The sequence below is a fragment of the Klebsiella quasivariicola genome (assembly GCF_002269255.1).
In the GTDB taxonomy this organism is placed as follows: Bacteria; Pseudomonadota; Gammaproteobacteria; order Enterobacterales; family Enterobacteriaceae; genus Klebsiella; species Klebsiella quasivariicola.
In genome coordinates, this window is sequence record NZ_CP022823.1 from 229,619 (window position 1) to 255,464 (window position 25,846).

Sequence of the window (25,846 nt, forward strand, 5' to 3'; positions counted from 1 at the left end):
GGAAATCGTATCCCCAAAAAAACACAGCAATATTGCCGATTCGGCTCTTTTCTGGAGTCGCATTAATGATAATAAAGAAATGCAATGGCCTCCGGGGGTTCTTGATCCCGGCGAGCGTATCCGTCTGGATGTCGTGTGTCTCTGGAGCGAATGCCTGGCAACAGGAATATATCGCTATCGATACAAAAAGTAATACGTCTGAACGCTATACCTGGGATAGCGATCACCAACCACGTTATGAAGATATTCTCGCCGAGCGGATGAAGTCCTCGGAACCGCCCGGCGGCCTGGCGCTAAACCAGGCCCTGGCACCGCCGGAGAGCAACCATGGTCTGAGCGTCGGCTGGAATTATCTGCTGGCGAATGGCATGACCTCCGGGCCAGTAGCCAGCCTGCGCAGCGACATCACCACCCCGACAGTGCGAAGCGCTGGCGAGACGGGGTATGTCAACACGCTCGGCTGGCGCATGGATTATCAGTCGCTGTGGGGTGTGCATCCCTGGGCGCAGGTGAGCTACAACCAGTCGCTCGCCAGCGATGCCTGGACGCCGTCCTCCCGCACCAGAGAGGGCGGCTGGGGTGATGTGACCCTGGGCGCCGATATGCGCTTAGGCTCCCATGTCGCGGCGTGGGCGACGCTATCACAGGCGGACAATGTTCCATCGGGGGAAAATACGCTCTATCTGATGGGGGTCAGCGCTAACTTTTGACCCGAGATTGTTACGGGTTTGAAACGATGTGGTTATTGTTAAATCTCAGTAATGGCGCATTTCTGTGAGATAGCGCACACTAACTTTTTTCCTGAAATTCGCGGAATGAATGTCATGCAATGTCATTCGTTCCGTCATTAATGCATTTCATTCCCTGCTGATGGCAGTTCATGCCTTTTTCCCCCACTGGATGAGGGGCCTTCGCTATTGTGGCAGCAGTTAATTTATCAGGACAACTGCTATGAACGCTGCAAATCGTCAATCGACCCGCTGGCTTACGCTAATCGGCACCATCATCACCCAATTCGCTCTTGGTTCGGTTTATACCTGGAGCCTGTTTAACAGTTCGCTGTCTGACAAACTGGGCGAGCCGGTCAGCCAGGTGGCTTTCTCCTTTGGCCTGTTGAGTCTTGGGCTGGCGCTCTCTTCGTCGGTTGCCGGCAAGCTGCAGGAACGTTTTGGCGTGAAGCGCGTCACCATGGCCTCCGGGATCCTGCTCGGCCTGGGCTTCTTCCTGACCGCGCACTCCAGCAGCCTGATGATGCTGTGGCTGAGCGCGGGCGTGTTGGTGGGTCTGGCGGACGGCGCCGGTTATCTGCTCACCTTGTCGAACTGCGTGAAGTGGTTCCCGGAACGTAAAGGCCTGATCTCCGCCTTCTCCATCGGCTCCTATGGTCTTGGCAGCCTGGGGTTCAAATTCATTGATTCCCACCTGCTGGCCACCGTTGGCCTGGAAAAAACCTTCGTCATCTGGGGCGCTATCGTGCTGGTGATGATCGTCTTTGGCGCGACCCTGATGAAAGATGCCCCGAATCATCCGGCGACCACCGCGGCTAACGGTGTCGTGGAAAATGATTTCACGCTCGCCGAATCGATGCGTAAACCGCAGTACTGGATGCTGGCGGTAATGTTCCTGACGGCCTGCATGAGCGGTCTGTATGTGATTGGCGTGGCGAAAGATATTGCCCAGGGGATGGTTCATCTGGATGTCGCGACGGCGGCCAACGCGGTAACGGTGATCTCAATTGCGAACCTCAGCGGCCGCCTGGTGTTAGGTATCCTCTCCGATAAAATCTCCCGCATTCGCGTAATTACTATCGGTCAGGTGGTCTCGCTGGTGGGTATGGCCGCGCTGCTGTTCGCCCCGCTGAACGCGATGACCTTCTTTGCCGCTATCGCCTGTGTGGCCTTTAACTTCGGCGGCACCATCACCGTCTTCCCGTCGCTGGTGAGTGAGTTCTTTGGCCTGAACAATCTGGCGAAAAACTACGGCGTGATTTATCTGGGCTTCGGTATCGGCAGCATCTGCGGCTCCCTTATCGCTTCGCTGTTCGGCGGCTTCTACGTGACCTTCTGCGTGATTTTCGCCCTGCTGATTCTCTCGCTAGCGCTGTCCACCACCATCCGTCAGCCAAAAAGCAGTGTATATAGCGAGGCGCATGCCTGAAACTGATTGCGTGAATCGAGCACCCTGATTAACTCCCTAAGCAAATAGTGCCAATCCAGCCAAATGTTTTGTAAATGTTTGGCTGGATCACATTCCCTCCTGATACTTTTCCCGTTCCCTGTGGTCTACTTATCGCGCTTTGTAGAGGTTTCTGATAACCAACCCTAACGCACCCTATTAGCCTACTGACTCGTGCCATAGCGTCAGGCGGTGTTTTATTCTTCTTTTTCCAGGTTTGCTTGCATGAAATATATTAGAACGATGACGCAGCAGAAGCTTAGTTTTTGGCTGGCGCTGTACATCGGCTGGTTTATGAACGTCGCCGTTTTTTTTCGGCGTTTTGATGGTTATGCTCAAGAGTTCACTTTCTGGAAAGGGCTTTCCGGCGTTGTTGAACTGGTTGCCACGGTATTTGTCACCTTCTTCCTGTTACGTCTGTTGTCGCTGTTCGGCCGCCGCATCTGGCGCATTCTGGCGACGCTGATTGTCCTGTTTTCTGCCGCCGCCAGTTACTACATGACGTTCCTCAATGTGGTCATTGGCTACGGGATTATCGCCTCGGTGATGACCACCGATATCGACCTGTCGAAAGAGGTGATCGGCTGGCACCTGATCCTCTGGCTGGTAGTGGTGAGCGCGCCGCCGCTGCTGTTTATCTGGAGTAACCGCTGCCGCCATACGCTGTTGCGCCAGCTGCGTACCCCAGGTCAGCGGGTGAAAAACGTGCTGATCGTCGTGCTCGCCGGGCTGATCGTCTGGGGACCTATTCGCCTGCTCGAGCTGCGCCAGCATGACGTTGAGCGCCATTCGGAAGTCGATATGCCGAGCTACGGCGGGGTGATCGCCAACTCCTACCTGCCGTCAAACTGGCTGTCGGCGCTGGGGCTGTACGCCTGGGCGCAGGTGGATGAATCCTCCGATAATAAATCACTGATTAACCCAGCGAAGAAGTTTACCTATGTCGCCCCCGAAGGCCTGGATGATACCTATGTGGTGTTTATCATTGGCGAAACGACCCGCTGGGATCATATGGGTATTCTTGGCTACAACCGCAACACCACGCCAGAGCTGGCGAAAGAGAAGAATCTCGTCGCTTTCCGCGGTTACTCGTGCGATACCGCCACTAAGCTGTCGTTACGCTGCATGTTTGTACGCCAGGGCGGAGCAGAGGATAACCCACAGCGGACGCTCAAAGAGCAGAACGTTTTTGCGGTGCTCCATCAGCTGGGCTTTAATGGCAACCTCTATGCCATGCAGAGCGAGATGTGGTTCTACAGCAACACGATGGCCAACAATATTGCCTATCGCGAGCAGATTGGCGCCGAGCCGCGCAACCGCGGCAAGAGCGTTGACGATATGCTGCTGGTGGAGGAGATGAAGCGCGGTATGGCCCAGGACAACACCTCCGGTAAGCACCTGATCATCCTTCACACCAAAGGCTCACACTTTAACTATACCCAACGCTACCCGCGCAGCTTTGCGCAGTGGAAGCCGGAATGCGTCGGTGTCGACAACAAGTGCTCAAAAGCGGAGCTGATTAACTCCTACGATAACAGCGTGACCTATGTCGACCACTTTATCGTCAGCGTCCTCGACCAGCTGCGGGACAAGAAAGCGATTGTGTTCTATGCCGCCGATCATGGGGAATCGATTAACGAGCGCGAACACCTGCACGGTACGCCGCGCAAGATGGCGCCGCCGGAGCAGTTCCGCGTGCCGATGATGGTGTGGATGTCGGATAAGTACCTGGAAAATCCCGATCACGCTGCCGCGTTTGCCCATCTGCAGCAGCAGGCGGCGATGAAGGTGCCGCGCCGTCACGTCGAGCTGTACGACACCATTATGGGCTGCCTCGGCTATACCTCGCCGGATGGCGGGATCAATGAGAACAACAACTGGTGTCGCTGGAAAAAGTAAGGCCCGGGGTTTATTTTCAGATTCTCGGGTCTGTTCTCTCTTCCTGAGCCCAGGATAAGCTAATCCCTCGCCGGCCACCGCCCGCGAGGGATTTTTTTCGCACAGTGGATGTGTCTGACAAGTTGCCTCTTCTTTTGCTGCTCCTCCAGTCTTCTCGCCCCCTGTGCACATGCTTTTCATGGAGAGAAACGATGAAAATAATCAAGGGATTAGCCATGCTGTGCCTGCTGATGCTGGTTGGCTGTCAATCCGAGGAGGAGACCAGCCGGTTTCTGCTGGCCTGTAAATATGATGCGCCGGCGAGCATCGAGGCGATGCTGAATAACGGCCTGGATGTGGATGGCCAGGACAAAAGCGGCTTAAGCGGTTTGATGGTCGCCGCCGCGGAAAATCGTCGCGATGTGGTGGAATTGCTGCTTAAGCGTCAGGCGAAGCCAAATCTCCAGACGCGCCAGGGCGTTACGGCGCTGATGCTGGCGGCGGCGCGGGGTAGCGATACAGCGATTATCCGCGATCTTCTCCAGGCGGGAGCGTCTGTGAATCAGACCACTGTCGACAAGAGCACGGCATTGATGTCCGCCATCTCCGACGGCGGCGACGTCAGAAGCGACTATCAGCATATTCTGGCAATGAAAAAGCCCGATGCGCCTGTCGAAGAGAAAAGCACGCTGGACAAAATAGTCGGCGCAACGGCGGAAAAATCGCTGGCGACGGGCAACCGCGCGCTGATGACTGAAGAGATGGCGTTACAACTGGCGCCCGGTGCGTTTAAGAAAAACGTCGACGAGATCGTGGCGCTGCTCCTCAAGCACGGGGCGGACGTGAAGGCCGTCAACGCTTCAGGGGAATCGGCTTTTTTCCTCGCAGTCGATCACGCGCGTTCGGCGGAAACGATCACGACGCTGGCCAACGCCGGGGCGGACACCAGCCTGGCGGATAAATCCGGCACCACACCGCTGATGCTGGCGGCCGCGGGAGATGATCCGAATCTGGTGCTGGCGCTGTCGGCCTCCGGGGTGGAGGTGGACAAACCGAACCGTGAAGGACTCACGGCGCTGCAGGTGGCGGCGGGGCAGGGGGCGCCCGCGGTAATTGCGGCGCTGGTGCAGCGTGGTGCAAAAGTGGACTTATTATCCGCCAACGACCTGAGCCCGCTGATGCTGGCAGTCAAAATGAATAACAAAACGAATGTCGAGGCGCTTCTCGAGGCTGGCGCTAACGTCAATCTCAGCAATAAAGAGGGCTACACGGCGATTGGCTACAGCCGGGCCGGCGAGGTTCGCCAGCTGTTGCTGGCGCAGCATGCCGAGCTGAAAGGGCAGGCTGCGCATATGGCGCAAAGCGAACTGCAGTTTTGCGCCAGTACGTTCGCCGATAAGCTGGCATACAGCGATATCGCCCGCGCGGTGAATAACGACACCCGCCCGGACATCATGCGCCACCAACTATCCTGCCCGGAGCTGGGCGAACTGACGATGCTGCTGGGGGATTTTAAATTTAAACCGGCAGGCTCCACCTATCTTGGTGAGCCGGTGACCTGTAAGGTATCCGAGCATCGCAAAGCGTTTGAGGTCAGCTGTCGCTGAAAACGATGACCTGCCGGCGATTCGCTGCTCATACTGCTGAGTTTCTCGCCGGTTGAGCGATTTTTTCAAAATAAGGCATTGACGGGTAGGCATCCCAGCAGTAAGATGCGCCCCGCATTCGGTGATTGGCGCAGCCTGGTAGCGCACTTCGTTCGGGACGAAGGGGTCGGAGGTTCGAATCCTCTATCACCGACCAAATTCGAAAAGCCTGCTCAACGAGCAGGTTTTTCTGCATCTGTGGCCTGCGAGGATGAGAACCTCCGGGGGCAGAGGTTCGACTCGAGCGAAGCGAGAGAACGTTGCGTCAGCAACGGCCCGCAGGGCGAGTCACGAAGTGGCGAGTCATCCTCTATCACCGACCAAATTCGAAAAGCCTGCTCAACGAGCAGGCTTTTTTGCATCTATGGCCTGCGAGGATGAGAACCTCCGGGGGCAGAGGTTCGACTTGCGTTCCGTAGGCCCGCGCAAGCGCAGCGCCGCCGGGCATCATCAGTGCGCTACCGGCAAATATCCATCAGAATCACAAAAATCGTCTTTACCTCGGTTTCCTGCCGTCTGTTCGCTATTTTGTGACATCTTCCATTGCATTTTTTTATCGATGAACAGATCTTTTTTCGCGAAGCTTATGGCTCAATACAGCATTTTCCGCTGTGCGTTTTAACGTTCACGCTATTAATCGCTCACATATTGGTCACATAGCAAGAATTTTTTCTCATTTGCTGGAATTGTTTACCACCAGATGTTGCGAATTATTGAGCTATTTATGCTGCTTATTTGCCAGTAGCATAAATTTCTCTGCTGAAAATAGCGCCATCAAGTTTTTTTAATCTTTGCCTGCGGTTTCTCACGCCGGATGTAAAACCCGGCTGGCTGTATTGACGTTTCTCCATTCTGTTGACAGATTGTAGGGCATGAGGGGCATTTCATGGAGAATCCGTACTGCAACTCAGTCGTTTTAGCGAACGGAATCCCCATCTCTCTCAACGCCTTCGGGCACCACCGACCGGACCGGGTAAAAAATAAATAAAGGTCCGGCGGATATATGCAAACAACATCACAGTTTTGGAGCAGAATAATGAGTATTTCCTTGAAGAAATCAGGGATGCTGAAGCTTGGTCTGAGCCTGGTCGCCATGACCGTCGCCGCCAGCGTACAAGCGAAAACCCTGGTTTATTGTTCTGAAGGCTCGCCGGAAGGCTTTAACCCACAGCTCTTCACCTCAGGCACCACCTATGACGCCAGTTCCGTACCGATCTATAACCGCCTGGTCGAATTCAAAACCGGTACGACGGAAGTTATTCCAGGGCTTGCCGAGAAATGGGAAATTAGTCCGGATGGCAAAACCTACACTTTCCACCTGCGTCAGGGCGTGAAGTGGCAGGATAATAAAGAATTCAAACCAACCCGTGATCTGAACGCCGATGATGTGGTGTTCTCCTTCGATCGCCAGAAAAATACCAATAACCCGTACCATAAAGTCTCTGGCGGCAGCTATGAGTACTTTGAAGGCATGGGGTTACCTGACCTGATTAGTGAAGTGAAGAAAGTGGACGATAATACCGTCCAGTTCGTCCTGACTCGCCCGGAAGCGCCGTTCCTCGCTGACCTGGCGATGGACTTCGCCTCCATTCTCTCTAAAGAGTATGCCGACAACATGCTGAAAGCCGGCACGCCGGAAAAAGTAGACCTTAACCCAATCGGTACCGGTCCATTCCAGCTGCTGCAGTACCAGAAAGATTCCCGCATTCTGTATAAAGCCTTCCCGGGCTACTGGGGCACCAAGCCGAAGATCGATCGTCTGGTCTTCTCCATCACCCCGGATGCCTCCGTGCGCTACGCCAAGCTGCAGAAAAACGAGTGTCAGGTGATGCCGTATCCGAACCCGGCGGACATCGCGCGCATGAAGGAAGATAAGAGCATTACCCTGATGGAACAGCCTGGTCTGAACGTCGGTTATCTTTCCTTTAACACCGAGAAGAAACCGCTGGACGACGTGAAAGTCCGTCAGGCGCTCACCTACGCGGTCAATAAAGAAGCGATCATCAAAGCCGTTTACCAGGGCGCAGGCCAGGCGGCGAAGAACCTGATCCCGCCGACCATGTGGGGCTATAACGATGACGTTAAAGACTACACCTACGACCCGGAGAAGGCGAAGCAGCTGCTGAAAGAAGCGGGCCTGGAAAAAGGCTTCACCATCGATCTGTGGGCGATGCCGGTACAGCGTCCGTACAACCCGAACGCCCGCCGTATGGCTGAAATGATCCAGTCTGACTGGGCCAAAATTGGCGTCCAGGCCAAGATCGTCACCTACGAATGGGGTGAGTATCTGAAGCGGGCGAAAGCGGGCGAGCACCAGACCGTAATGATGGGCTGGACCGGTGACAACGGGGATCCGGATAACTTCTTCGCGACCCTGTTCAGCTGCGCCGCGGCGAAAGACGGCTCCAACTACTCGCGCTGGTGCTATAAGCCGTTTGAAGATCTGATTCAGCCGGCCCGCGCCACCGACGACCACAACAAGCGTATTGAACTGTACAAACAGGCTCAGGTAGTGATGCATGACCAGGCTCCGGCGCTGATCATCGCCCACTCCACCGTTTACGAGCCAGTGCGTAAAGAAGTCAAAGGCTATGTGGTCGATCCGCTGGGCAAACACCACTTCGATAACGTCTCCATCGAATAATAAGCACGATGCCTGACCCCCTCTCCCCGTATGGGAGAGGTGGGGGGCGTGTTCCCGCTATTCCGGGGAATGCTTTTGTGAGCAATACAGACGCCCTGTCGCCAGGCGGGGCGTCACTAGAGAGAATCCGGGTTATGTTGCAGTTTATTCTCCGACGTTTGGGACTCGTCATCCCGACATTTATCGGTATCACCCTTCTCACCTTTGCCTTCGTCCATATGATCCCCGGCGATCCGGTGATGATCATGGCGGGTGAACGTGGTATTTCCCCCGAGCGTCACGCGCAGCTGCTGGCCGAAATGGGCCTTGATAAGCCGCTGTGGCAGCAATATGCCCATTATATTTGGGGCGTACTGCACGGTGATTTAGGCATCTCGCTGAAAAGCCGCATTCCCGTGTGGCAAGAGTTTGTCCCGCGCTTCAAAGCCACCCTTGAGCTGGGCGTTTGCGCGATGATCTTTGCCGTTGCCGTCGGTATTCCGGTGGGCGTGCTGGCTGCGGTAAAACGCGGCTCCATCTTCGACCACACCGCCGTGGGCCTGGCCCTGACCGGCTATTCGATGCCTATCTTCTGGTGGGGCATGATGCTGATTATGCTGGTTTCGGTGCAGCTGAACCTGACCCCGGTCTCCGGGCGTATCAGCGATACGGTGTTCCTTGACGATACCCTGCCGCTGACCGGCTTTATGCTGATCGACACCGCCATCTGGGGCGAGCAGGGTGACTTTATTGACGCCTTAATGCATATGATCCTGCCCGCTATCGTGCTGGGCACCATCCCGCTGGCGGTGATTGTGCGTATGACCCGTTCGTCGATGCTGGAAGTGCTCGGCGAGGACTACATCCGTACCGCGCGCGCCAAAGGGCTGACCCGGATGCGGGTGATCGTGGTCCACGCGCTGCGCAACGCGATGCTGCCGGTGGTGACGGTGATTGGCCTGCAGGTGGGTACCCTGCTGGCGGGCGCCATCCTGACGGAAACCATTTTCTCATGGCCTGGTTTAGGCCGCTGGCTGATCGACGCGCTGCAGCGTCGCGATTACCCGGTGGTACAGGGCGGAGTGCTGCTGGTGGCGACGATGATTATCCTCGTCAACCTGCTGGTCGACCTGCTGTATGGCGTGGTGAACCCGCGTATCCGGCATAAGAAGTAAGGGGCCATCATGTCACAAGTTACTGAAAATAAAGTTATCGCTGCGCCGGTGCCCATGACCCCGCTGCATGAGTTCTGGCACTATTTCAAACGCAACAAAGGGGCGGTCGTCGGTCTGGTTTACGTGGTAGTGATGATCGTCATCGCGGTGTTCGCCAACTTCCTCGCCCCGTATAACCCGGCGGATCAGTTCCGTGATTCGCTGCTGGCGCCGCCGTTCTGGCAGGACGGCGGCAGCCTGGCGCATCTGCTCGGTACCGACGACGTGGGTCGCGATATTCTGTCGCGCCTGATGTACGGCGCCCGCCTGTCGCTGCTGGTGGGCTGTCTGGTGGTGGTGCTGTCGCTGATCCTTGGCGTGGTGCTCGGCCTGGTGGCGGGCTATTTCGGCGGGGTGGTGGATTCCATCATCATGCGCGTCGTCGATATTATGCTGGCGCTGCCGAGCCTGCTGCTGGCGCTGGTGCTGGTGGCTATCTTCGGGCCGTCTATCGTCAATGCCTCGCTGGCGCTGACCTTCGTGGCGCTCCCGCACTATGTGCGTCTGACGCGCGCCGCGGTGCTGGTCGAAGTCAACCGCGACTATGTGACCGCTTCCCGCGTGGCGGGCGCCGGCGCGATGCGCCAGATGTTCGTCAATATTCTGCCAAACTGTCTTGCGCCGCTGATCGTTCAGGCGTCGCTGGGCTTTTCTAACGCCATTCTCGACATGGCCGCACTGGGGTTCCTCGGCATGGGCGCGCAGCCGCCGACGCCGGAGTGGGGCACCATGCTCTCCGACGTATTGCAGTTCGCGCAGAGCGCCTGGTGGGTGGTGACCTTCCCGGGCGTGGCGATCCTGCTGACGGTGCTGGCATTTAACCTGATGGGTGACGGTCTGCGTGACGCGCTCGATCCCAAACTGAAGCAGTAAGAGGTTCGAGATGGCGTTATTGAATGTAGATAAATTATCGGTGCATTTCGGCGATGAGAACGCGCCGTTCCGCGCCGTAGACCGCATCAGCTATAGCGTGAAGCAGGGCGAAGTGGTTGGCATCGTCGGTGAATCCGGCTCCGGTAAATCCGTCAGCTCGCTGGCAATTATGGGCCTGATTGACTATCCCGGCCGGGTGATGGCGGACAAACTGGAGTTCAATGGCCGCGACCTGCAGCGCATCTCTGAAAAAGAGCGGCGCCAGCTGGTGGGAGCGGAGGTGGCGATGATCTTCCAGGATCCGATGACCAGCCTCAATCCGTGTTACACCGTCGGCTACCAGATTATGGAAGCGATCAAAGTCCATCAGGGCGGCAATAAGCAAACCCGCCGCCAGCGTGCCATCGACCTGCTGAACCTGGTGGGCATTCCCGACCCGGCGTCGCGGCTTGATGTTTACCCGCACCAGCTTTCCGGCGGGATGAGTCAGCGCGTGATGATCGCGATGGCGATTGCCTGTCGGCCAAAACTGCTGATTGCCGATGAACCGACCACCGCGCTGGATGTGACCATTCAGGCGCAGATCATCGAACTGCTGCTGGAGCTGCAGCAGCAGGAGAATATGGCGCTAGTGCTGATCACTCACGACCTGGCGCTGGTGGCCGAGGCCGCGCATAAAATTATCGTCATGTACGCCGGCCAGGTGGTGGAGACCGGCGACGCGAAGGATATCTTCCGCGCGCCGCGTCATCCGTATACCCAGGCGCTGCTGCGCGCGCTGCCGGAGTTTGCCCAGGATAAAGCGCGTCTGGCCTCGCTGCCGGGCGTGGTGCCGGGGAAATATGACCGTCCTGCCGGCTGTCTGCTGAACCCGCGCTGCCCCTACGCCACGGATAAATGCCGGAGCGAAGAGCCGGTGCTCGCGGATCTTTCCGGCGGCCGTCAGTCTAAATGTCACTACCCACTCGATGATGCCGGGAGGCCTGGATTATGAGTACGCAAAAGGCCGCCACGCCACAACCGCTGTTGCAGGCCATTGATCTGAAAAAACACTACCCGGTGAAGAAGGGGATATTCGCCCCGGAACGACTGGTGAAAGCGCTGGACGGCGTCTCTTTTACCCTTGAGCGCGGTAAAACGCTGGCAGTAGTGGGGGAGTCGGGATGCGGCAAATCGACGCTGGGTCGTTTGCTGACGATGATTGAAATTCCCACCGGCGGCGAACTGTATTATCAGGGGCAGGATCTGCTTAAGCACGACCCGCAGGCGCAGAAGCTGCGGCGGCAAAAAATCCAGATTGTGTTCCAGAACCCGTACGGTTCGCTGAACCCGCGTAAAAAAGTGGGGCAGATTCTGGAAGAGCCGCTGTTGATTAACAGCAGCCTGAGCAAAGAGCAGCGGCGTGAAAAAGCGCTGGCGATGATGGCGAAGGTCGGCCTGAAAACCGAGCATTACGATCGCTACCCGCATATGTTCTCCGGCGGTCAGCGCCAGCGTATCGCTATTGCCCGCGGGCTGATGCTGGATCCGGATGTGGTGATTGCCGATGAGCCGGTCTCCGCGCTGGACGTTTCGGTACGTGCCCAGGTGCTGAACCTGATGATGGATCTGCAGCAGGATTTAGGCCTGTCCTACGTGTTTATCTCCCACGACCTGTCGGTCGTCGAGCACATCGCCGATGAAGTGATGGTGATGTATCTCGGCCGCTGCGTGGAGAAGGGTACCAAAGACCAGATCTTCAACAATCCGCGCCATCCGTATACGCAGGCGCTGTTGTCGGCGACGCCACGGCTGAACCCGGACGACCGTCGCGAGCGGATCAAGCTGACCGGCGAACTGCCGAGCCCGCTGAACCCGCCGCCGGGGTGCGCCTTCAATGCGCGCTGCCGTCGTCGCTTCGGTCCCTGCACCCAGCTTCAGCCGCAGCTGAAGGAGTACGGCGGCCAGCTGGTGGCCTGCTTTGCCGTCGATCAGGATGAGAATCCGCAAAAAAATCTCGCCTGATATTGCGCTCCCGGTCGTCTGGCCGGGAGCGCCTCTTCCTGCGGGAATGACACCCTCCCGCATATTGTTGCTCTTTATGGGCTTTGTTGAATAAATAAGATTTCGTGCGAACGACCCTGTAGCTGGCTGGATTTTCAGGCAATACGCACGCTTTCTGGCATCCCAGCCTTTGTCATCCTGTTCAACGCACGCACCATGGCCATAGCTTCCGCTACCTGACCATCGTAGTCACGCAGCGTCAGTGAATCTCCCAACAACTGCTTAATTCTGTACATTGCCGTTTCCGCTATCGAGCGACGGTTATATTCCGTTGTCCATTTCCACCGTGCATTGCTTCCGCTCAGCCGCTGATTAGCAATTGCCGTTTCCGCTATCGAGCGACGGTTATATTCCGTTGTCCATTTCCACCGTGCATTGCTTCCGCTCAGCCGCTGATTAGCAACGGCACGGTTGCGGTCTGCGTACTCACCGGGCCAGTAACCTGCTCCTTTTCGGGGAGGAATAAGCGCGCTGATTTTTTTGCGGCGCAGTTCATCGTGACAAAGCCGTGTATCGTAAGCCCCGTCTGCCGCGGCTGCCCTGATTTTTCTGTGAGTCTGCCGGATAAGGCCCGGGAAGGCTTCTGAGTCCGTGACGTTATTCAGCGACAGGTCTGCACAGACAACTTCATGTGTGTTGCTGTCAACAGCAAGATGCAACTTTCGCCAGATACGACGGCGCTCTTTGCCGTGCTTTCTGACTTTCCATTCGCCTTCACCAAAGACCTTCAGCCCGGTGGAATCAATCACCAGGTGTGCGATTTCACCCCGGGTGGACGTTTTGAAACTGACATTAACCGACTTTGCCCGCTTACTGACACTGGTGTAATCCGGGCAGCGCAACGGAACGTTCATCAGGGCAAAAATGGAATCAATAAAACCCTGCGCAGCCCGCAGGGTCAGCCGGAATACGCGTTTAATCACCAGAACGGTGGTGATGGCGAGATCAGAATAGCGCTGGGGCCTTCCTCGTGATGAAGGCGTTGCCGACTCATACCAGGCCTGAATCGCCTCATCATCCAGCCAGAAAGTGAGGGAGCCACGGTTGATGAGAGCTTTATTGTAGGTGGACCAGTTGGTGATTCTGAACTTTTGCTTTGCCACGGAATGGTCTGTGTTGTCGGGAGGATGCGTGATCTGATCCTTCAACTCAGCAAAAGTTCGATTTATTCAACAAAGCCTCGGCGAGCCAACGACGACGCTTAGCGAATCGACCGCCCCGGCGGCGGTGGCCGAGAACGTCCCGCAGCGGGAGGTGAAGCTGACCTTTGCCACCATCGCGCCGCCGCCCGGCAGCATCGTGCTGCGCGGCTCACGGCCTGACGCGTCGGTCGAATTCGGCATGCGCAGCGATGAGCTGGTCGCCAACGCGCTGCTCAATCTGGAATATACTCCGTCGCCCTCGCTGCTGCCCGTCCAGTCGCAGCTGAAAGTCTATCTCAACGATGAGCTGATGGGCGTGTTGCCCGTGACCAAAGAGCAGCTGGGGAAAAAGATCCGCGCGCAGCTGCCGATTGACCCCCTGTATATAACCGACTTCAACCGCGTACGGCTGGAGTTTGTCGGCCACTATCGCGACGTCTGTGAAAACCCGGCCAGCAGCACGCTGTGGCTGGACGTCGGGCGCGAAAGCTATCTGGATTTAACCTACCAGTCGCTGAAGGTGCGTAACGATCTGTCGCACTTCCCGGTGCCGTTCTACGATCAGCGCGATAACCGCCCGCTGACGCTGCCGATGATTTTCCCGGGCTCGCCTGCGGTCGCCCAGCAGCAGGCGGCGGCGATTGTCGCCTCGTGGTTTGGCAGCAAGGCCGGCTGGCGCGGCCAGCAGTTCCCGGTCTATTTCAACGAACTGCCGGACCGTAACGCCATTGTGTTCGCCACCAACGACAAGCGCCCGGACTTCCTGCGCGATCATCCGCCGGTCAAGGCGCCGACCATCGAAATGATCGACAACCCGAACGATCCTTACGTCAAACTGCTGGTGATTTTCGGCCGCGATGATAACGATCTGCTGCTGGCGGCGAAGGGGATTGCCCAGGGCAATATTCTGTTCCGCGGCGACAGCGTCACCGTGGACGGCATCAAAACCCTGCAGCCGCGTCAGCCTTACGATGCGCCAAACTGGGTGCGCACCGACCGCTCGGTCACCTTTGCTGAACTGAAAACCTATGAGCAACAGCTGCAGTCCAGCGGCCTGGTGCCGGATGCCATCACCGTGGCGCTTAACCTGCCGCCGGATCTCTATCTGCTACGGGCCAACGGCATCGATATGGATCTGAAATATCGCTACACCATGCCGCCGGTGAAGGACAGCTCGCGGATGGATATCAGCCTCAACGACCAGTTCCTGCAGTCGTTCAGCCTGAACAGCTCCCAGGACGTAAACAAACTGATCCTGCGCCTGCCGGTGCTGCAGGGGCTGCTGGACGGCAAATCGGAGGTTACTATCCCCGCGCTGCGTCTCGGGGCGGTCAACCAGCTGCGCTTTGACTTCCAGTACATGAACCCGATGCCGGGCGGCTCTATCGACAACTGTATTACCTTCCAGCCGGTGCAGAACCATGTGGTGATCGGCGACGATTCGACCATCGACTTCTCGAAGTATTATCACTTTATCGCCTTGCCGGACCTGCGCGTCTTCGCCAATGCGGGCTTCCCTTACAGCCGTATGGCCGACCTCTCCGACACGCTGGTGGTGGTGCCGAAAGCGCCGACCCAGGGTCAGGTGGCGACGCTGCTGCAGGCGCTGGGCGGTATCGGTTCGCAAACCGGTCTGGCGGCGATTAATCTGCAGATGACCGACGATGGCAACCAGATCAAGAACAAAGACGCGGATCTGCTGCTGATCGGCGCGATCCCGTCGTCCCTCAAGGACGACACCAAAATCAACCTGCTGGTCGAGGCGACCAAAAGCTGGGTGAAAATGCCGATGCGCCACTATGACCTGGCGAGCATTTATCCCGATGACGATGCCCGCACGCCCAATACCCGCACCGATATTACCTCTTCCGGGCCGATGGCGGCGGTGATTGGCTTCCAGTCGCCGTATAACGATCAGCGCAGCGTGGTGGCCCTGCTGGCCGACAGCCCGCGCGGTAATGAACTGCTGACCAACGCCCTCAACGACAGCGGTAAGCGGGCAGCAATGTTTGGCTCGGTAGCGGTGATCCGCGAGTCCGGCGTCAACAGTCTGCGGGTAGGGGATATCTACTACGTGGGTCATCTGCCCTGGTTCGAGCGCATCTGGTTCGCGCTCTCTAACCACCCGATACTGCTGGCGATCTTCGCCGCTATCAGTATTGTGCTGCTGGCGTGGGTGCTGTGGCGCATGCTGCGCATCATCAGTCGCCGCCGTCTTAGCCTGGATGATGAATAAACCATGATGAAAGTACTTTGTGGCGCGGTGCTCTCCGCGCTGCTGCTGGCGGCGGGCCAGGTGGGCGCCGCCTGCCAGTGGCCCGCCTGGGAGCAGTTTAAAAAAGCGTACGTCAGCCCTGAGGGACGGGTGATTGACCCCAGCGATGCGCGCAAAATCTCCACCTCCGAAGGGCAGAGCTATGGCCTGTTTTTCGCCCTGGCGGCCAACGATCGCGCGGGGTTCGACAAACTGCTGACCTGGACGCAGAACAACCTGGCGGAAGGCGATCTGAAACAACATTTGCCGGGCTGGCTGTGGGGCAAAAAGGACGATGAGCAGTGGACCCTGCTGGACAGCAACTCGGCGTCCGACTCGGATCTGTGGATAGCCTGGGCGCTGCTGGAGGCGGGCCGCCTGTGGCAACAGCCGCAGTACACCGAGACCGGTAAAGCCCTGCTGGCGCGGATTGTCGCTGAAGAGACGGTGGCGGTGCCGGGCCTCGGCACGATGCTGCTGCCGGGAAAAGTCGGTTTTGCCGATGACAGCGGCTGGCGGTTTAACCCCAGCTATCTTCCGCCGCAGCTGGCCACCTACTTTGTGCGTTTTGGCGCGCCGTGGCCCGCTCTGCGCGACAGTAACCTGCGCCTGCTGCTGGAGACCGCGCCGAAAGGCTTTACCCCGGACTGGGTGCGCTATGAGAAAGGGAAAGGCTGGCAGCTGAAAACCGAAAAGCCGCCGATCGGCAGCTATGACGCGATTCGCGTCTACCTGTGGGTGGGCATGCTCCATGATGGCGATAAGCAGAAAGCGCGTTTGCTGCAACGCTTCGCGCCGATGGCGGCGCAGACCACGAAGCAGGGGGTACCCCCGGAGAAAGTGAATATCGCCACCGGCAAAACCAGCGGCCAGGGGCCAGTGGGCTTCTCCGCGGCAATGCTGCCGTTTTTACAGGACGACGAGGCCCGGTCGGTGCAACGCCAGCGCGTCGCCGATAACTATCCCGGCGCGGATGCCTACTACAGCGCAGTTCTGACGCTGTTTGGCCAGGGTTGGGATCAACACCGTTTTCGTTTCACTGCGGGTGGCGAATTACAACCTGACTGGAACCAGGAATGCGCAAGCTCTCACTAAGTTTACTCACGCTGTCCCTTGGCGTTGCGCTGCTGCCGTTGGCGCAGGCGGCGACGACGCCTGCCCAGGAGCATCTGCTGGAGCAGGTGCGTCTCGGCGAGGCCAGCAATCGTGAAGACCTGGTGCGCCAGTCGCTGTATCGTCTGGAGCTGATTGACCCCAACAACCCGGACCTGATTGCCGCGCGGATGCGCTACCTGCTGCGTCAGGGGGATGCCGCCGGGGCGCAAAAAGAGCTGGAGCGGCTGACGAAGCTGGCGCCGGATTCTCCGGAGCTGAAGGCGTCGCGTAATGAGATGAAAAGCAACACCGGCGAAGGCCGGCAGGCGCTGCAGCAGGCGCGACTGCTGGGCGTGGCCGGGAAGGTCGATGAAGCCATCGCCGCCTATGAAAAACTGTACGGCGGCGTACCGGATGACGTTGACGTCGCCATTGAATACTGGACGCTGGTGGCGCGCCTGCCGGCTCGCCATAGCGAAGGCGTCAGCCAGCTGAAAAAACTGAACGCCAGCGCGCCGGGCAACGTCAGCCTGCTGACTTCGCTGGCGAAGCAGATGTTTGCCGATAACAAACCGCAGGAAGGGTTTGCCTATCTGACGGAGCTGGCCCGCTCGGCCTCAGGACGCGGCATCGCCGCCGACATGTGGTTCAGTGAGGTGAAAAGCATGCCGGTGAGCAAGGCCAGCGTGCAGGCGTTGCAGCAATTTCTCCTGCAGTTTCCTACCGGCTCGGTGGCGGCGAACGCCCGCGTTCTGCTCGACCAGCAGCAGGCGCAGCTGCAGGATCCGACCTTCCGCGCCCGCTCGGAAGGGCTGGCGGCGGTCAAATCCGGAAATACCTCTCAGGCGGTGGCGGATCTGCAGAAAGCCGTTCAGGCCGACAGCCGCGACAGCGACGCGGTGGGCGCTCTCGGCCAGGCCTATTCCCAGCGCGGTGACCGCGCGCGCGCGGTGGCCCAGCTCAATAAAGCGATTGCGATGGACCCCGACAGCCCGAACCGCGGCAAATGGGACAGCCTGCTACAAACCAACCGTTACTGGCTGCTGATCAAGCAGGGGGATAACGCCCTGAAAGCTGGCCAGCTTTCGCAGGCGCAGAACTATTATGCCCAGGCGCAGCGGGTCGATCGCACCGACAGTTATGCCGTGCTGGGATTGGGGGACGTCGCGGCGGCGCGCAAAGAGTCGGCGGCGGCGGAGCGCTATTACCAGCAGGCGTTGCGCCTGGATCGCGGTAATAATCTGGCGGTGCGCGGCCTGGCCAACCTCTATAGCGCCGAATCGCCGGAGAAAGCCAGCGCCTGGATCGCCGGCCTCCCGCCAGCCCAGCGGCGGAGCATCGATGATATCGAGCGCAGCCTGACCAACGATCGGCTTGAGCAACAGGCGCAGGCCCTGGAGAGCCAGGGCAACTGGGCGCAGGCGGCGGAAGTCCAGCGTCGGCGCCTGGCGCTGGATCCGGACAGCGTGTGGATAACCTACCGTCTGGCGCGGGATCTGGTCAGCGCCGGTGAACGCCAGGAGGCCGACGCGCTGATGCGGGCGATGGTCAACCGCCAGCCGCAGGATGCCGAGCGGGTCTACGCCTCGGGACTCTACCTGTCGGGGAACGACCAGGACGATCTGGCCCTGGCGCAAATCGCCGCCCTGCCGCGCAGCGCGTGGACGGATAACATTCGTGAACTGGAGGCGCGCCTGCAAAGCGACCGGGTGCTGCGCCAGGCTAACCAGCTGCGCGACAGCGGTGACGAAGCCCAGGCGATTGCCCTTATCAAACAGCAGCCGCCTTCGGTGCGCTATGACCTGACGCTCGCCGACTGGGCGCAGCAGCGCGGCGACAGCCAGACGGCGATTGCCGACTACCAGCGGGTACTGCGTCAGGAAGCCGACAACGGCGATGCGCGACTCGGCCTTGCGGAAGTCTACCTGGCTGAAGGGGATAAACCCGCCGCCCGGGCGCAGGTCATGCAGCTGAAAGGCGCAGAGACTGAATCCATGAATATGCAGCGCCGGATCGCCCTGGCGCGAGCCGGCCTTGGCGATACCCCTGACGCCCAACGGATTTTTAACCAGATTGTGCCGCAGGCGAAGGCGCAGCCGCCTTCCATGGAGAGCGCGCTGGTGCTGCGCGATGCCGCGCGCTTTACCACCCGGAGCGGGGAGCCGCAGCAGGCGCTGACGCATTACCGGGAGGCGATGGTGGCCTCCGGCATCACTCCCACGTCGCCGCAGGATAACGATACTTTTACGCGGCTGACGCGTAACGACAGCCGGGATGACTGGCTGAAGCGCGGGATCCGCAGCGATGCCGCCGACCTTTATCGCCAGCAGGATCTGAACGTCACTCTGGAACACGACTTTTGGGGTTCCAGCGGCACCGGCGGCTATTCCGACCTGAAGGCGCATACCACCATGCTGCAGGTGGATGCCCCGCTGGCGGATGGCCGGATGTTCTTCCGTACCGACCTGGTCAATATGGATGCCGGCAGTTTTTCCACCGCCAGCGACGGGAGCTACTCGCCCAGCTGGGGCACCTGCGGGGAGATCGCCTGCACCAGCGGCAGTAAAAACCAGACCGACAGCGGGGCCAGCGTGGCGGTCGGCTGGAAGAATGACACCTGGAGCGGCGATATCGGCACCACGCCGATGGGCTTTAATGTCGTCGATGTGGTGGGGGGGCTGAGCTACAGTAGCGACGTCGGGCCGGTGGGGTATACAGTCAACGTCCACCGGCGGCCCATCTCCAGCTCGCTACTCTCCTTTGGCGGGCAGAAAGATAGCGACAGCCATACCGGCACCACCTGGGGCGGCGTTCGCGCCGCTGGCGGCGGCCTGAGCCTCAGCTATGACCGGGGCGAAGCGCACGGCATCTGGTCCTCGCTGGGGGCCGACTCGCTGACCGGTAAAAACGTGGCGGATAACTGGCGCGTGCGCTGGATGACCGGCTACTACTACAAGGTCGTCAACGAGAATAATCGTCGCGTCACCGTCGGCCTCAACAATATGATCTGGCACTACGACAAAGATCTCAGCGGCTACACCCTCGGCCAGGGCGGCTATTACAGCCCGCAGGAGTATCTCTCGTTCGCCGTGCCGGTGACCTGGCGTCAGCGCACCGAGAACTGGTCCTGGGAGCTCGGCGGGTCGGTATCATGGTCCCATTCGCGCACCCAGACGCAGGCCCGCTATCCGCTACTGAACCTGATCCCGTCTGACTATCGCCAGCGCGCCAGCCAGCTGACGGAGGAGGGGAGCAGCAGCCAGGGATTCGGTTACACTGCCAGAGCGCTGGTGGAGCGGCGGGTGACCAGCAACTGGTTTGTCGGCGCCGCGGTCGATATTCAGCAGGCGAAGGATTACACCCCAAGCCATGCGCTGCTGTACGTTCGCTATTCGGCGGCCGGCTGGCAGGGGGATCTGGATATGCCGCCCCAGCCGCTGGTGCCCTACGCCGACTGGTAGCAGAATAGACTGAATTACATGACAGAGCGCCACTCTAAAGCGCGCTTCGCGTATACTCGTGAGGCGTTGCCCACCGTCGGCCGCCGGGTAGACTTCCCGGCGTCTGCGCCACCGCGCGGAAATATCCCGTCACTTCATCCCTCGCGGGCGTGGGCGAAGGATTTAAGTATATAATCAGCCTGAAATGACCGGGATTGAAGGATTGATACCGGGTATGCATTCAGTATCAGTGGAGAACACCGTTGCGCGTCAGCCGTTCACTTACAATCAAACAGATGGCGATGGTCGCGAGCGTGTCCATGGCCTTTGTATTGGTTTTTTGCACTATTTTGCTGTTTCACTTTGTGCAACAGAGTCGCTTTACCACGGCCACGCAGTTAGAAAGTATCGCGCGATCCGTTCGCGAACCGCTGTCTGCGGCTATTCTGAAAGCCGATATTCCGGAAGCGGAAGCCATTTTAAGCCGTATCCAGCCTGCTGGCATCGTCAGCCGGGCGGACGTGGTATTGCCGAACCAGTTCCAGGCGCTGCGGATGCGGTTTATCCCCGAGCGGCCGGTGCCGGTGACCGTCACCCGGCTGTTTGAGCTGCCGGTGCAGATTTCGCTGCCCATTTATTCGCTGGAGCGGCCGGCCAACCCGCAGCCGCTGGCCTATCTGGTGCTGCAGGCCGACTCCTATCGCATGTATAAATTCGTCATGAGCGCCCTTGCCACGTTAGTGACTGCTTACTTACTTCTGGTGCTGATGCTGACGGTGGCGCTCACCTGGTGCATCAACCGGCTGATGGTTCGCCCTCTGCGGCGTATCGCCCGCGAGCTGAACGATCTCTCCCAGCAGGAGCGTCTTGGCCATCAGCTGACCCTCCCGCGCCTGCACCATGACGACGAGATCGGTATGCTGGTGCGCAGCTATAACCGCAACCAGCAGAGCCTGGTCCGCCAGCATGATGAGCTGTCCATCCAGTCGACCCGCTTCCCGGTCTCCGAGCTGCCGAATAAAGCCTTTTTGCTGGCGATGCTGGAGCAGACGGTGGCCCGCCCGCAGAGCGCCGCGCTGATCGTCGTCGCCTGTGAAACCCTGCAGGACGCCGCCGGGGTCATCAAGGAGAGTCAGCGCGAAATGCTGCTCCTGACGCTGGTGGAGAAGCTGCGGGCCGCGATCCCGCCGCAGATGGTGCTGGCTCAGGTGAGCGGGTATGACTTCGCGATTCTCGCCGATGGCCTCGCCGAACCGTGGCAGGCGGTAACGTTAAGTAAGCAAGTGCTCACTATTATTAATGAGCGTTTACCGCTGCATGGGCTGCAGCTGCGGCCCTACGCCAGCGTCGGGATCGCCATGTTCCACGCCGGGCTCAGCGCCGAGCAGTTTTACCGTCGCGCGGTATCGGCCGCCGTCACCGCACGACGTAAAGGCAAAAACCAGATCGAGTTCTTCGATCCCGAGCAGATGGAAAAGGCTCAGCGCCGCCTGATGGAAGAGCATGACATTATGACCGCCCTCGACAACCAGCAGTTCGCTATCTGGCTGCAGCCGCAGGTGGCCTGCGCCAGCGGCGAGATCTGCGGCGCCGAGGTACTGCTGCGCCAGCGGCAGGCGGATGGCAGCTGGTCGCTACCGCCGTCGCTGATTGAGCGCATTGAGTCCTGCGGGCTGATTATCCCGGTCGGCTACTGGGTAATGGAAGAGGCCTGCCGCCAGCTTGCGGCCTGGCAAAGCCAGGGGATTATGCTGCCGCTGTCGGTCAATGTTTCGCTGCTCCAGCTGCTGGAGCATGACCGCGGCGAGGAGATGCTGAAGCTGATCGCCCGCTACCGCATCGCCCCGGGCACCCTCATCCTCGAGGTGACGGAGAGCTGCCGGATGGACGATCCGCAGGATGTGATGGCCCGGTTGCGCCCCCTGCGCGAGGCCGGGGTGCAGATTGCGCTGGATGATTTTGGCATGGGTTATGCCGGGTTGCACCAGCTGCAGCAGATGAAGGCCCTGCCGGTGGATATTCTGAAAATTGATAAGGTATTCATCGATATGCTGCCGGAGGATGTCAGCATGGTGCCGGCGATGATCCAGCTCGCGCGCGGCCTGTCGCTGCGTATCGTGGCGGAAGGGGTGGAGAACGACGCCCAGCGCCGCTGGTTGCAAGCCGCCGGCGTCGAGGTGCTCCAGGGCCATCTGTTCGGTTGCGCTTTACCGCAGGAGGCATTCAGCGCGCGCTATCTCTCCCCGGCCCGGGAGGATGTAAATTTGTAAATGTTTTGTTGACTTGTGCGAGTCAGCTCAAAGATTTTAACAATTGCGTTGCACTTTCGGCGTTAGTTATTTCTGAAATGTTTCCAGGGTGTTATTTTTAAGCCACAGACGTCAAATATCCCTTCTTGCTCTGTGGTTATTCCCAAAGGACACCCTATGAAAACCTCTATCTTTAAAAGCCTCTATGTCCAGGTGCTGACGGCCATAGCGATCGGTATTCTGCTGGGCCATTTTTACCCGGAACTGGGCGCGCAAATGAAACCCTTCGGCGACGCCTTCGTTAAGCTGATTAAAATGGTGATTGCTCCGGTTATCTTCTGTACCGTCGTGACGGGGATCGCCGGGATGGAAAGCATGAAAGCCGTCGGCCGTACCGGGGCGGTGGCGCTGCTCTATTTCGAAGTGGTCAGCACCATCGCGCTGATTATCGGTCTGATTATCGTCAACGTGGTGCAGCCCGGCGCCGGGATGAACGTCGACCCGTCAACGCTCGATGCGAAAGCGGTGGCGGTGTACGCTGAGCAGGCTAAAGATCAAGGGGTAGTGGCCTTTTTACTGGATGTGATCCCGGGCAGCGTCATTGGCGCCTTCGCCAGCGGCAACATTCTGCAGGTTCTGCTGTTCGCCGTCCTTTTTGGTTTTGCCCTGCACCGTCTGGGCAGCAAGGGCCAGCTGATTTTCAACGTCATTGAAAGCTTCTCCCAGGTTATCTTCGGCATTATCAATATGATCATGCGCCTGGCGCCGATCGGCGCCTTCGGAGCCATGGCCTTTACCATCGGTAAATATGGCGTCGGCACCCTGGTGCAGCTGGGGCAGCTGATTATCTGCTTCTATATCACCTGTATCCTGTTCGTGGTGGTGGTGCTGGGGAGCATCGCCCGGGCCACCGGCTTCAGCATCTTCAAATTTATCCGCTATATCCGTGAAGAGCTGCTGATTGTGCTGGGGACCTCCTCATCAGAATCGGCGCTGCCGAGAATGCTCGACAAGATGGAGAAGCTGGGCTGCCGTAAATCGGTGGTGGGCCTGGTGATCCCGACCGGCTATTCGTTCAACCTCGATGGCACCTCTATCTATCTAACCATGGCTGCGGTCTTTATCGCTCAGGCGACCAACAGCCATATGGATATTTTCCATCAGATCACCCTGCTGGTGGTGCTGTTGCTCTCCTCGAAAGGGGCGGCAGGGGTGACCGGCAGCGGCTTCATCGTGCTGGCGGCGACCATCTCGGCCGTCGGTCATTTACCGGTGGCTGGTCTGGCGCTGATCCTCGGTATCGACCGCTTTATGTCCGAAGCCCGCGCGCTGACTAACCTGGTGGGTAACGGCGTTGCCACGGTGGTGGTGGCGAAATGGGTGAAAGAACTGGATGCCAAACAGATGGATGACGTTCTGAATAACCGTGTTCCGGCGAACAAAACGCACGAATTATCCTCTTAAATCCTCCTCTTAGGCCCGTACTCCCTTGCTGGAGTACGGCCTCCTGCGCATAATTAGAGGTCATTCCCGCCCGGCGGGAATGACACGAAATGATTATTTTACGTTGTCATGCGACATTTTCGTCTCCGTGTGGTCTAACCGACGTATTTCACTCTCACTTTTTTCGGCAGCCCGTCAGTGGGGTGCTGTTGTAACCAGGAATGTTCATCAGGGGTTCACATGCAGGGCACAACAATTAAACTCTTAACGGGCGGTTTGCTGATGGTAGCGGCGGCCGGTTATGTGCAGGCAGAAGCGCTCCAGCCTGATCCGGCCTGGCAACAAGGGACCTTAGCGAATGGTTTGTCGTGGCAGGTATTGGCCACGCCGCAACGTCCCAGCGACCGTATCGAAGTCCGTTTGTCCGTCAATATTGGCTCGCTGAGCGAAAGCACTCAGCAGAGCGGTTTCAGCCGCTTTATTCCCCGCCTGGCGTTGACGCAAAGCGGCAGCCTGCCGACGATGCAGGCGCGCTCTTTATGGCAGCAGAGTATTGACCCGAAGCGTCCTCTGCCGCCGGCCATCGTCTCCTACGATTACACGATGTTTAATCTCAGCCTGCCCAATAACCGCAACGATCTGTTGAAAGAGGCGCTGAGCTGGCTGGCGGACGCCAGCGGTAAACTGGCCATTACGCCTGAATCGATCAATCATGCGCTGCAGGGCAGCGACATGGTGGCGACCTGGCCACTGGATACCAAAGAGGGTTGGTGGCGCTATCGCCTGAAAGGGTCCACCATGCTGGGCCATGACCCCGCCGCGCCGCTGAAGCAGCCGATCGACGTGGCTCAGCTGAAAGACTTTTATCAAAAATGGTACACCCCCGACGCCATGACGCTGATCGTGGTGGGGAATGTCGACAGCCGCAGCGTTGCCGAGCAAATCAATAAGACCTTTGGCGATCTGAAGGGCAAGCGGGAAACCCCCGCAGCGGTGCCGACCTTATCGCCGCTGCCTACCGTGCCGGTCAGCATCATGACCAACGCGGTGCGTCAGGACAAACTGTCCATCATGTGGGATGCGCCATGGCAGCCGATCCGCGACTCCGCGGCGCTGCAGCGCTACTGGCGTGACGATCTCGCCCGTGAAGCGCTGTTCTGGCACGTGCAGCAGAGCCTGAGCAAAAATAACGTGAAGGATATTGGCCTTGGCTTTGACTGCCGGGTGCTCTATCAGCGCGCGCAGTGCGCCATCAACATCGATTCCCCGGGCGAGCGCCTGAACAACAACCTGAGCGTGGTTTCGCGCGAGCTGGCGAAAGTGCGGGACAACGGGCTGCCGCAGGAGGAGTTTGACGCGCTTATCGCTCAGAAAAGCCTCGAGCTGCAGAAGCTGTTTGCCACCTATGCGCGCACTGACACCGACATTCTGATGAGTCAGCGTATGCGCTCCCTGCAAAATCAGGTGGTGGATATCGCGCCGGAGCAGTACCAGAAGCTGCGTCAGGAGTTCCTTAACTCCCTGACGGTGGACATGCTGAACCAGTACCTGCGCCAGCAGCTCTCGCAGGACATGGCGCTGGTGCTGCAGCAGCCGAAAGGCGAACCGGAATACAATATGAAGGAGCTGCAGGCCACGTGGGAAAAACTGATGGCGCCAAATCCGGCGGCGACGACGACCGGCGGCAGCGCCGATACGGTTGACGCCCACAGCGAGGCCAGCGACATCCCGCCAGGGCAGTAACTGAACGACCTCTCCGGCACGCCAGCGG

Annotated in this window: 15 protein-coding genes, 1 tRNA gene, 1 other RNA gene and 1 pseudogene; 17 read left to right on the top strand and 1 reads right to left on the bottom strand. The window is 58.8% G+C overall.

Going from position 1 to position 25,846, the window contains the following annotated elements:
- Nucleotides 1-128: 128 nt before the first annotated feature.
- From B8P98_RS01130 to dppF, 11 genes are all read left to right on the top strand, one after another.
- Entirely contained in the window at nucleotides 129-710 is a 582-nt protein-coding gene (locus B8P98_RS01130; protein ID WP_165931756.1) for an autotransporter outer membrane beta-barrel domain-containing protein, read from the top strand.
- A gap of 241 nt (nucleotides 711-951) precedes the next feature.
- A complete protein-coding gene (locus tag B8P98_RS01135; RefSeq protein ID WP_025714062.1) occupies nucleotides 952-2,157 on the top strand; it encodes an L-lactate MFS transporter in 1,206 nt (401 codons plus the stop codon).
- Nucleotides 2,158-2,400: 243 nt separating this feature from the next.
- Nucleotides 2,401-4,074 carry a kdo(2)-lipid A phosphoethanolamine 7''-transferase gene (gene eptB / locus B8P98_RS01140; protein ID WP_025714061.1) on the top strand — a complete coding sequence of 558 codons (1,674 nt, stop codon included), beginning with the start codon at nucleotides 2,401-2,403 and terminating at the stop codon, nucleotides 4,072-4,074.
- Between the two features lie 191 nt (nucleotides 4,075-4,265).
- Entirely contained in the window at nucleotides 4,266-5,660 is a 1,395-nt protein-coding gene (locus tag B8P98_RS01145) for an ankyrin repeat domain-containing protein (protein ID WP_080897605.1), read from the top strand.
- A gap of 119 nt (nucleotides 5,661-5,779) precedes the next feature.
- A tRNA-Pro gene (locus tag B8P98_RS01150) sits at nucleotides 5,780-5,856 on the top strand.
- Nucleotides 5,857-5,890: 34 nt separating this feature from the next.
- Nucleotides 5,891-6,022, top strand: a non-coding RNA gene (locus tag B8P98_RS01155) — RtT sRNA.
- Between the two features lie 713 nt (nucleotides 6,023-6,735).
- Entirely contained in the window at nucleotides 6,736-8,343 is a 1,608-nt protein-coding gene (dppA, locus tag B8P98_RS01170; protein WP_025714059.1) for a dipeptide ABC transporter periplasmic-binding protein DppA, read from the top strand.
- 134 nt (nucleotides 8,344-8,477) lie between these two features.
- Entirely contained in the window at nucleotides 8,478-9,497 is a 1,020-nt protein-coding gene (gene dppB, locus B8P98_RS01175; protein ID WP_008806900.1) for a dipeptide ABC transporter permease DppB, read from the top strand.
- 9 nt (nucleotides 9,498-9,506) lie between these two features.
- On the top strand, nucleotides 9,507-10,409 hold the full coding sequence (gene dppC, locus B8P98_RS01180; protein ID WP_080897604.1) for a dipeptide ABC transporter permease DppC: 903 nt from the start codon (nucleotides 9,507-9,509) through the stop codon (nucleotides 10,407-10,409).
- Nucleotides 10,410-10,419: 10 nt separating this feature from the next.
- Nucleotides 10,420-11,403, top strand: coding sequence for a dipeptide ABC transporter ATP-binding protein (gene dppD, locus B8P98_RS01185; RefSeq protein WP_025714058.1), 984 nt, complete (start codon nucleotides 10,420-10,422; stop codon nucleotides 11,401-11,403).
- A complete protein-coding gene (gene dppF / locus B8P98_RS01190) occupies nucleotides 11,400-12,413 on the top strand; it encodes a dipeptide ABC transporter ATP-binding subunit DppF (protein ID WP_025714057.1) in 1,014 nt (337 codons plus the stop codon). Before dppD ends, dppF begins: the two co-directional genes overlap by 4 nt.
- A 134-nt stretch (nucleotides 12,414-12,547) precedes the next feature.
- On the opposite strand, the gene B8P98_RS01195 is transcribed toward dppF, so the two are convergent.
- Nucleotides 12,548-13,600: an IS5 family transposase gene (locus tag B8P98_RS01195; protein WP_095032664.1), complete on the bottom strand. Its 1,053-nt coding sequence runs from the start codon at nucleotides 13,598-13,600 to the stop codon at nucleotides 12,548-12,550.
- A gap of 31 nt (nucleotides 13,601-13,631) precedes the next feature.
- On the opposite strand from B8P98_RS01195, the pseudogene bcsB reads away from it, so the two are divergent.
- The 6 genes and pseudogenes from bcsB to B8P98_RS01225 all read left to right on the top strand — a co-directional run.
- Nucleotides 13,632-15,830, top strand: a pseudogene (gene bcsB, locus B8P98_RS01200) (cellulose biosynthesis cyclic di-GMP-binding regulatory protein BcsB); the annotation flags it as partial.
- A gap of 3 nt (nucleotides 15,831-15,833) precedes the next feature.
- Entirely contained in the window at nucleotides 15,834-16,943 is a 1,110-nt protein-coding gene (gene bcsZ / locus B8P98_RS01205; protein WP_080897550.1) for a cellulose synthase complex periplasmic endoglucanase BcsZ, read from the top strand.
- Entirely contained in the window at nucleotides 16,925-20,404 is a 3,480-nt protein-coding gene (bcsC, locus tag B8P98_RS01210) for a cellulose synthase complex outer membrane protein BcsC (RefSeq protein WP_095032665.1), read from the top strand. Before bcsZ ends, bcsC begins: the two co-directional genes overlap by 19 nt.
- 242 nt (nucleotides 20,405-20,646) lie before the next feature.
- Nucleotides 20,647-22,653, top strand: coding sequence for a biofilm formation regulator HmsP (gene hmsP / locus B8P98_RS01215; RefSeq protein WP_217353406.1), 2,007 nt, complete (start codon nucleotides 20,647-20,649; stop codon nucleotides 22,651-22,653).
- Between the two features lie 156 nt (nucleotides 22,654-22,809).
- Nucleotides 22,810-24,096 (top strand): dicarboxylate/amino acid:cation symporter, encoded by a 1,287-nt coding sequence (locus B8P98_RS01220; protein ID WP_002921438.1) that lies wholly within the window; start codon nucleotides 22,810-22,812, stop codon nucleotides 24,094-24,096.
- A 219-nt stretch (nucleotides 24,097-24,315) separates the two neighbouring features.
- Nucleotides 24,316-25,818, top strand: a complete 1,503-nt coding sequence (locus B8P98_RS01225; protein WP_095032667.1) for a M16 family metallopeptidase — start codon at nucleotides 24,316-24,318, stop codon at nucleotides 25,816-25,818.
- Nucleotides 25,819-25,846: the final 28 nt, after the last annotated feature.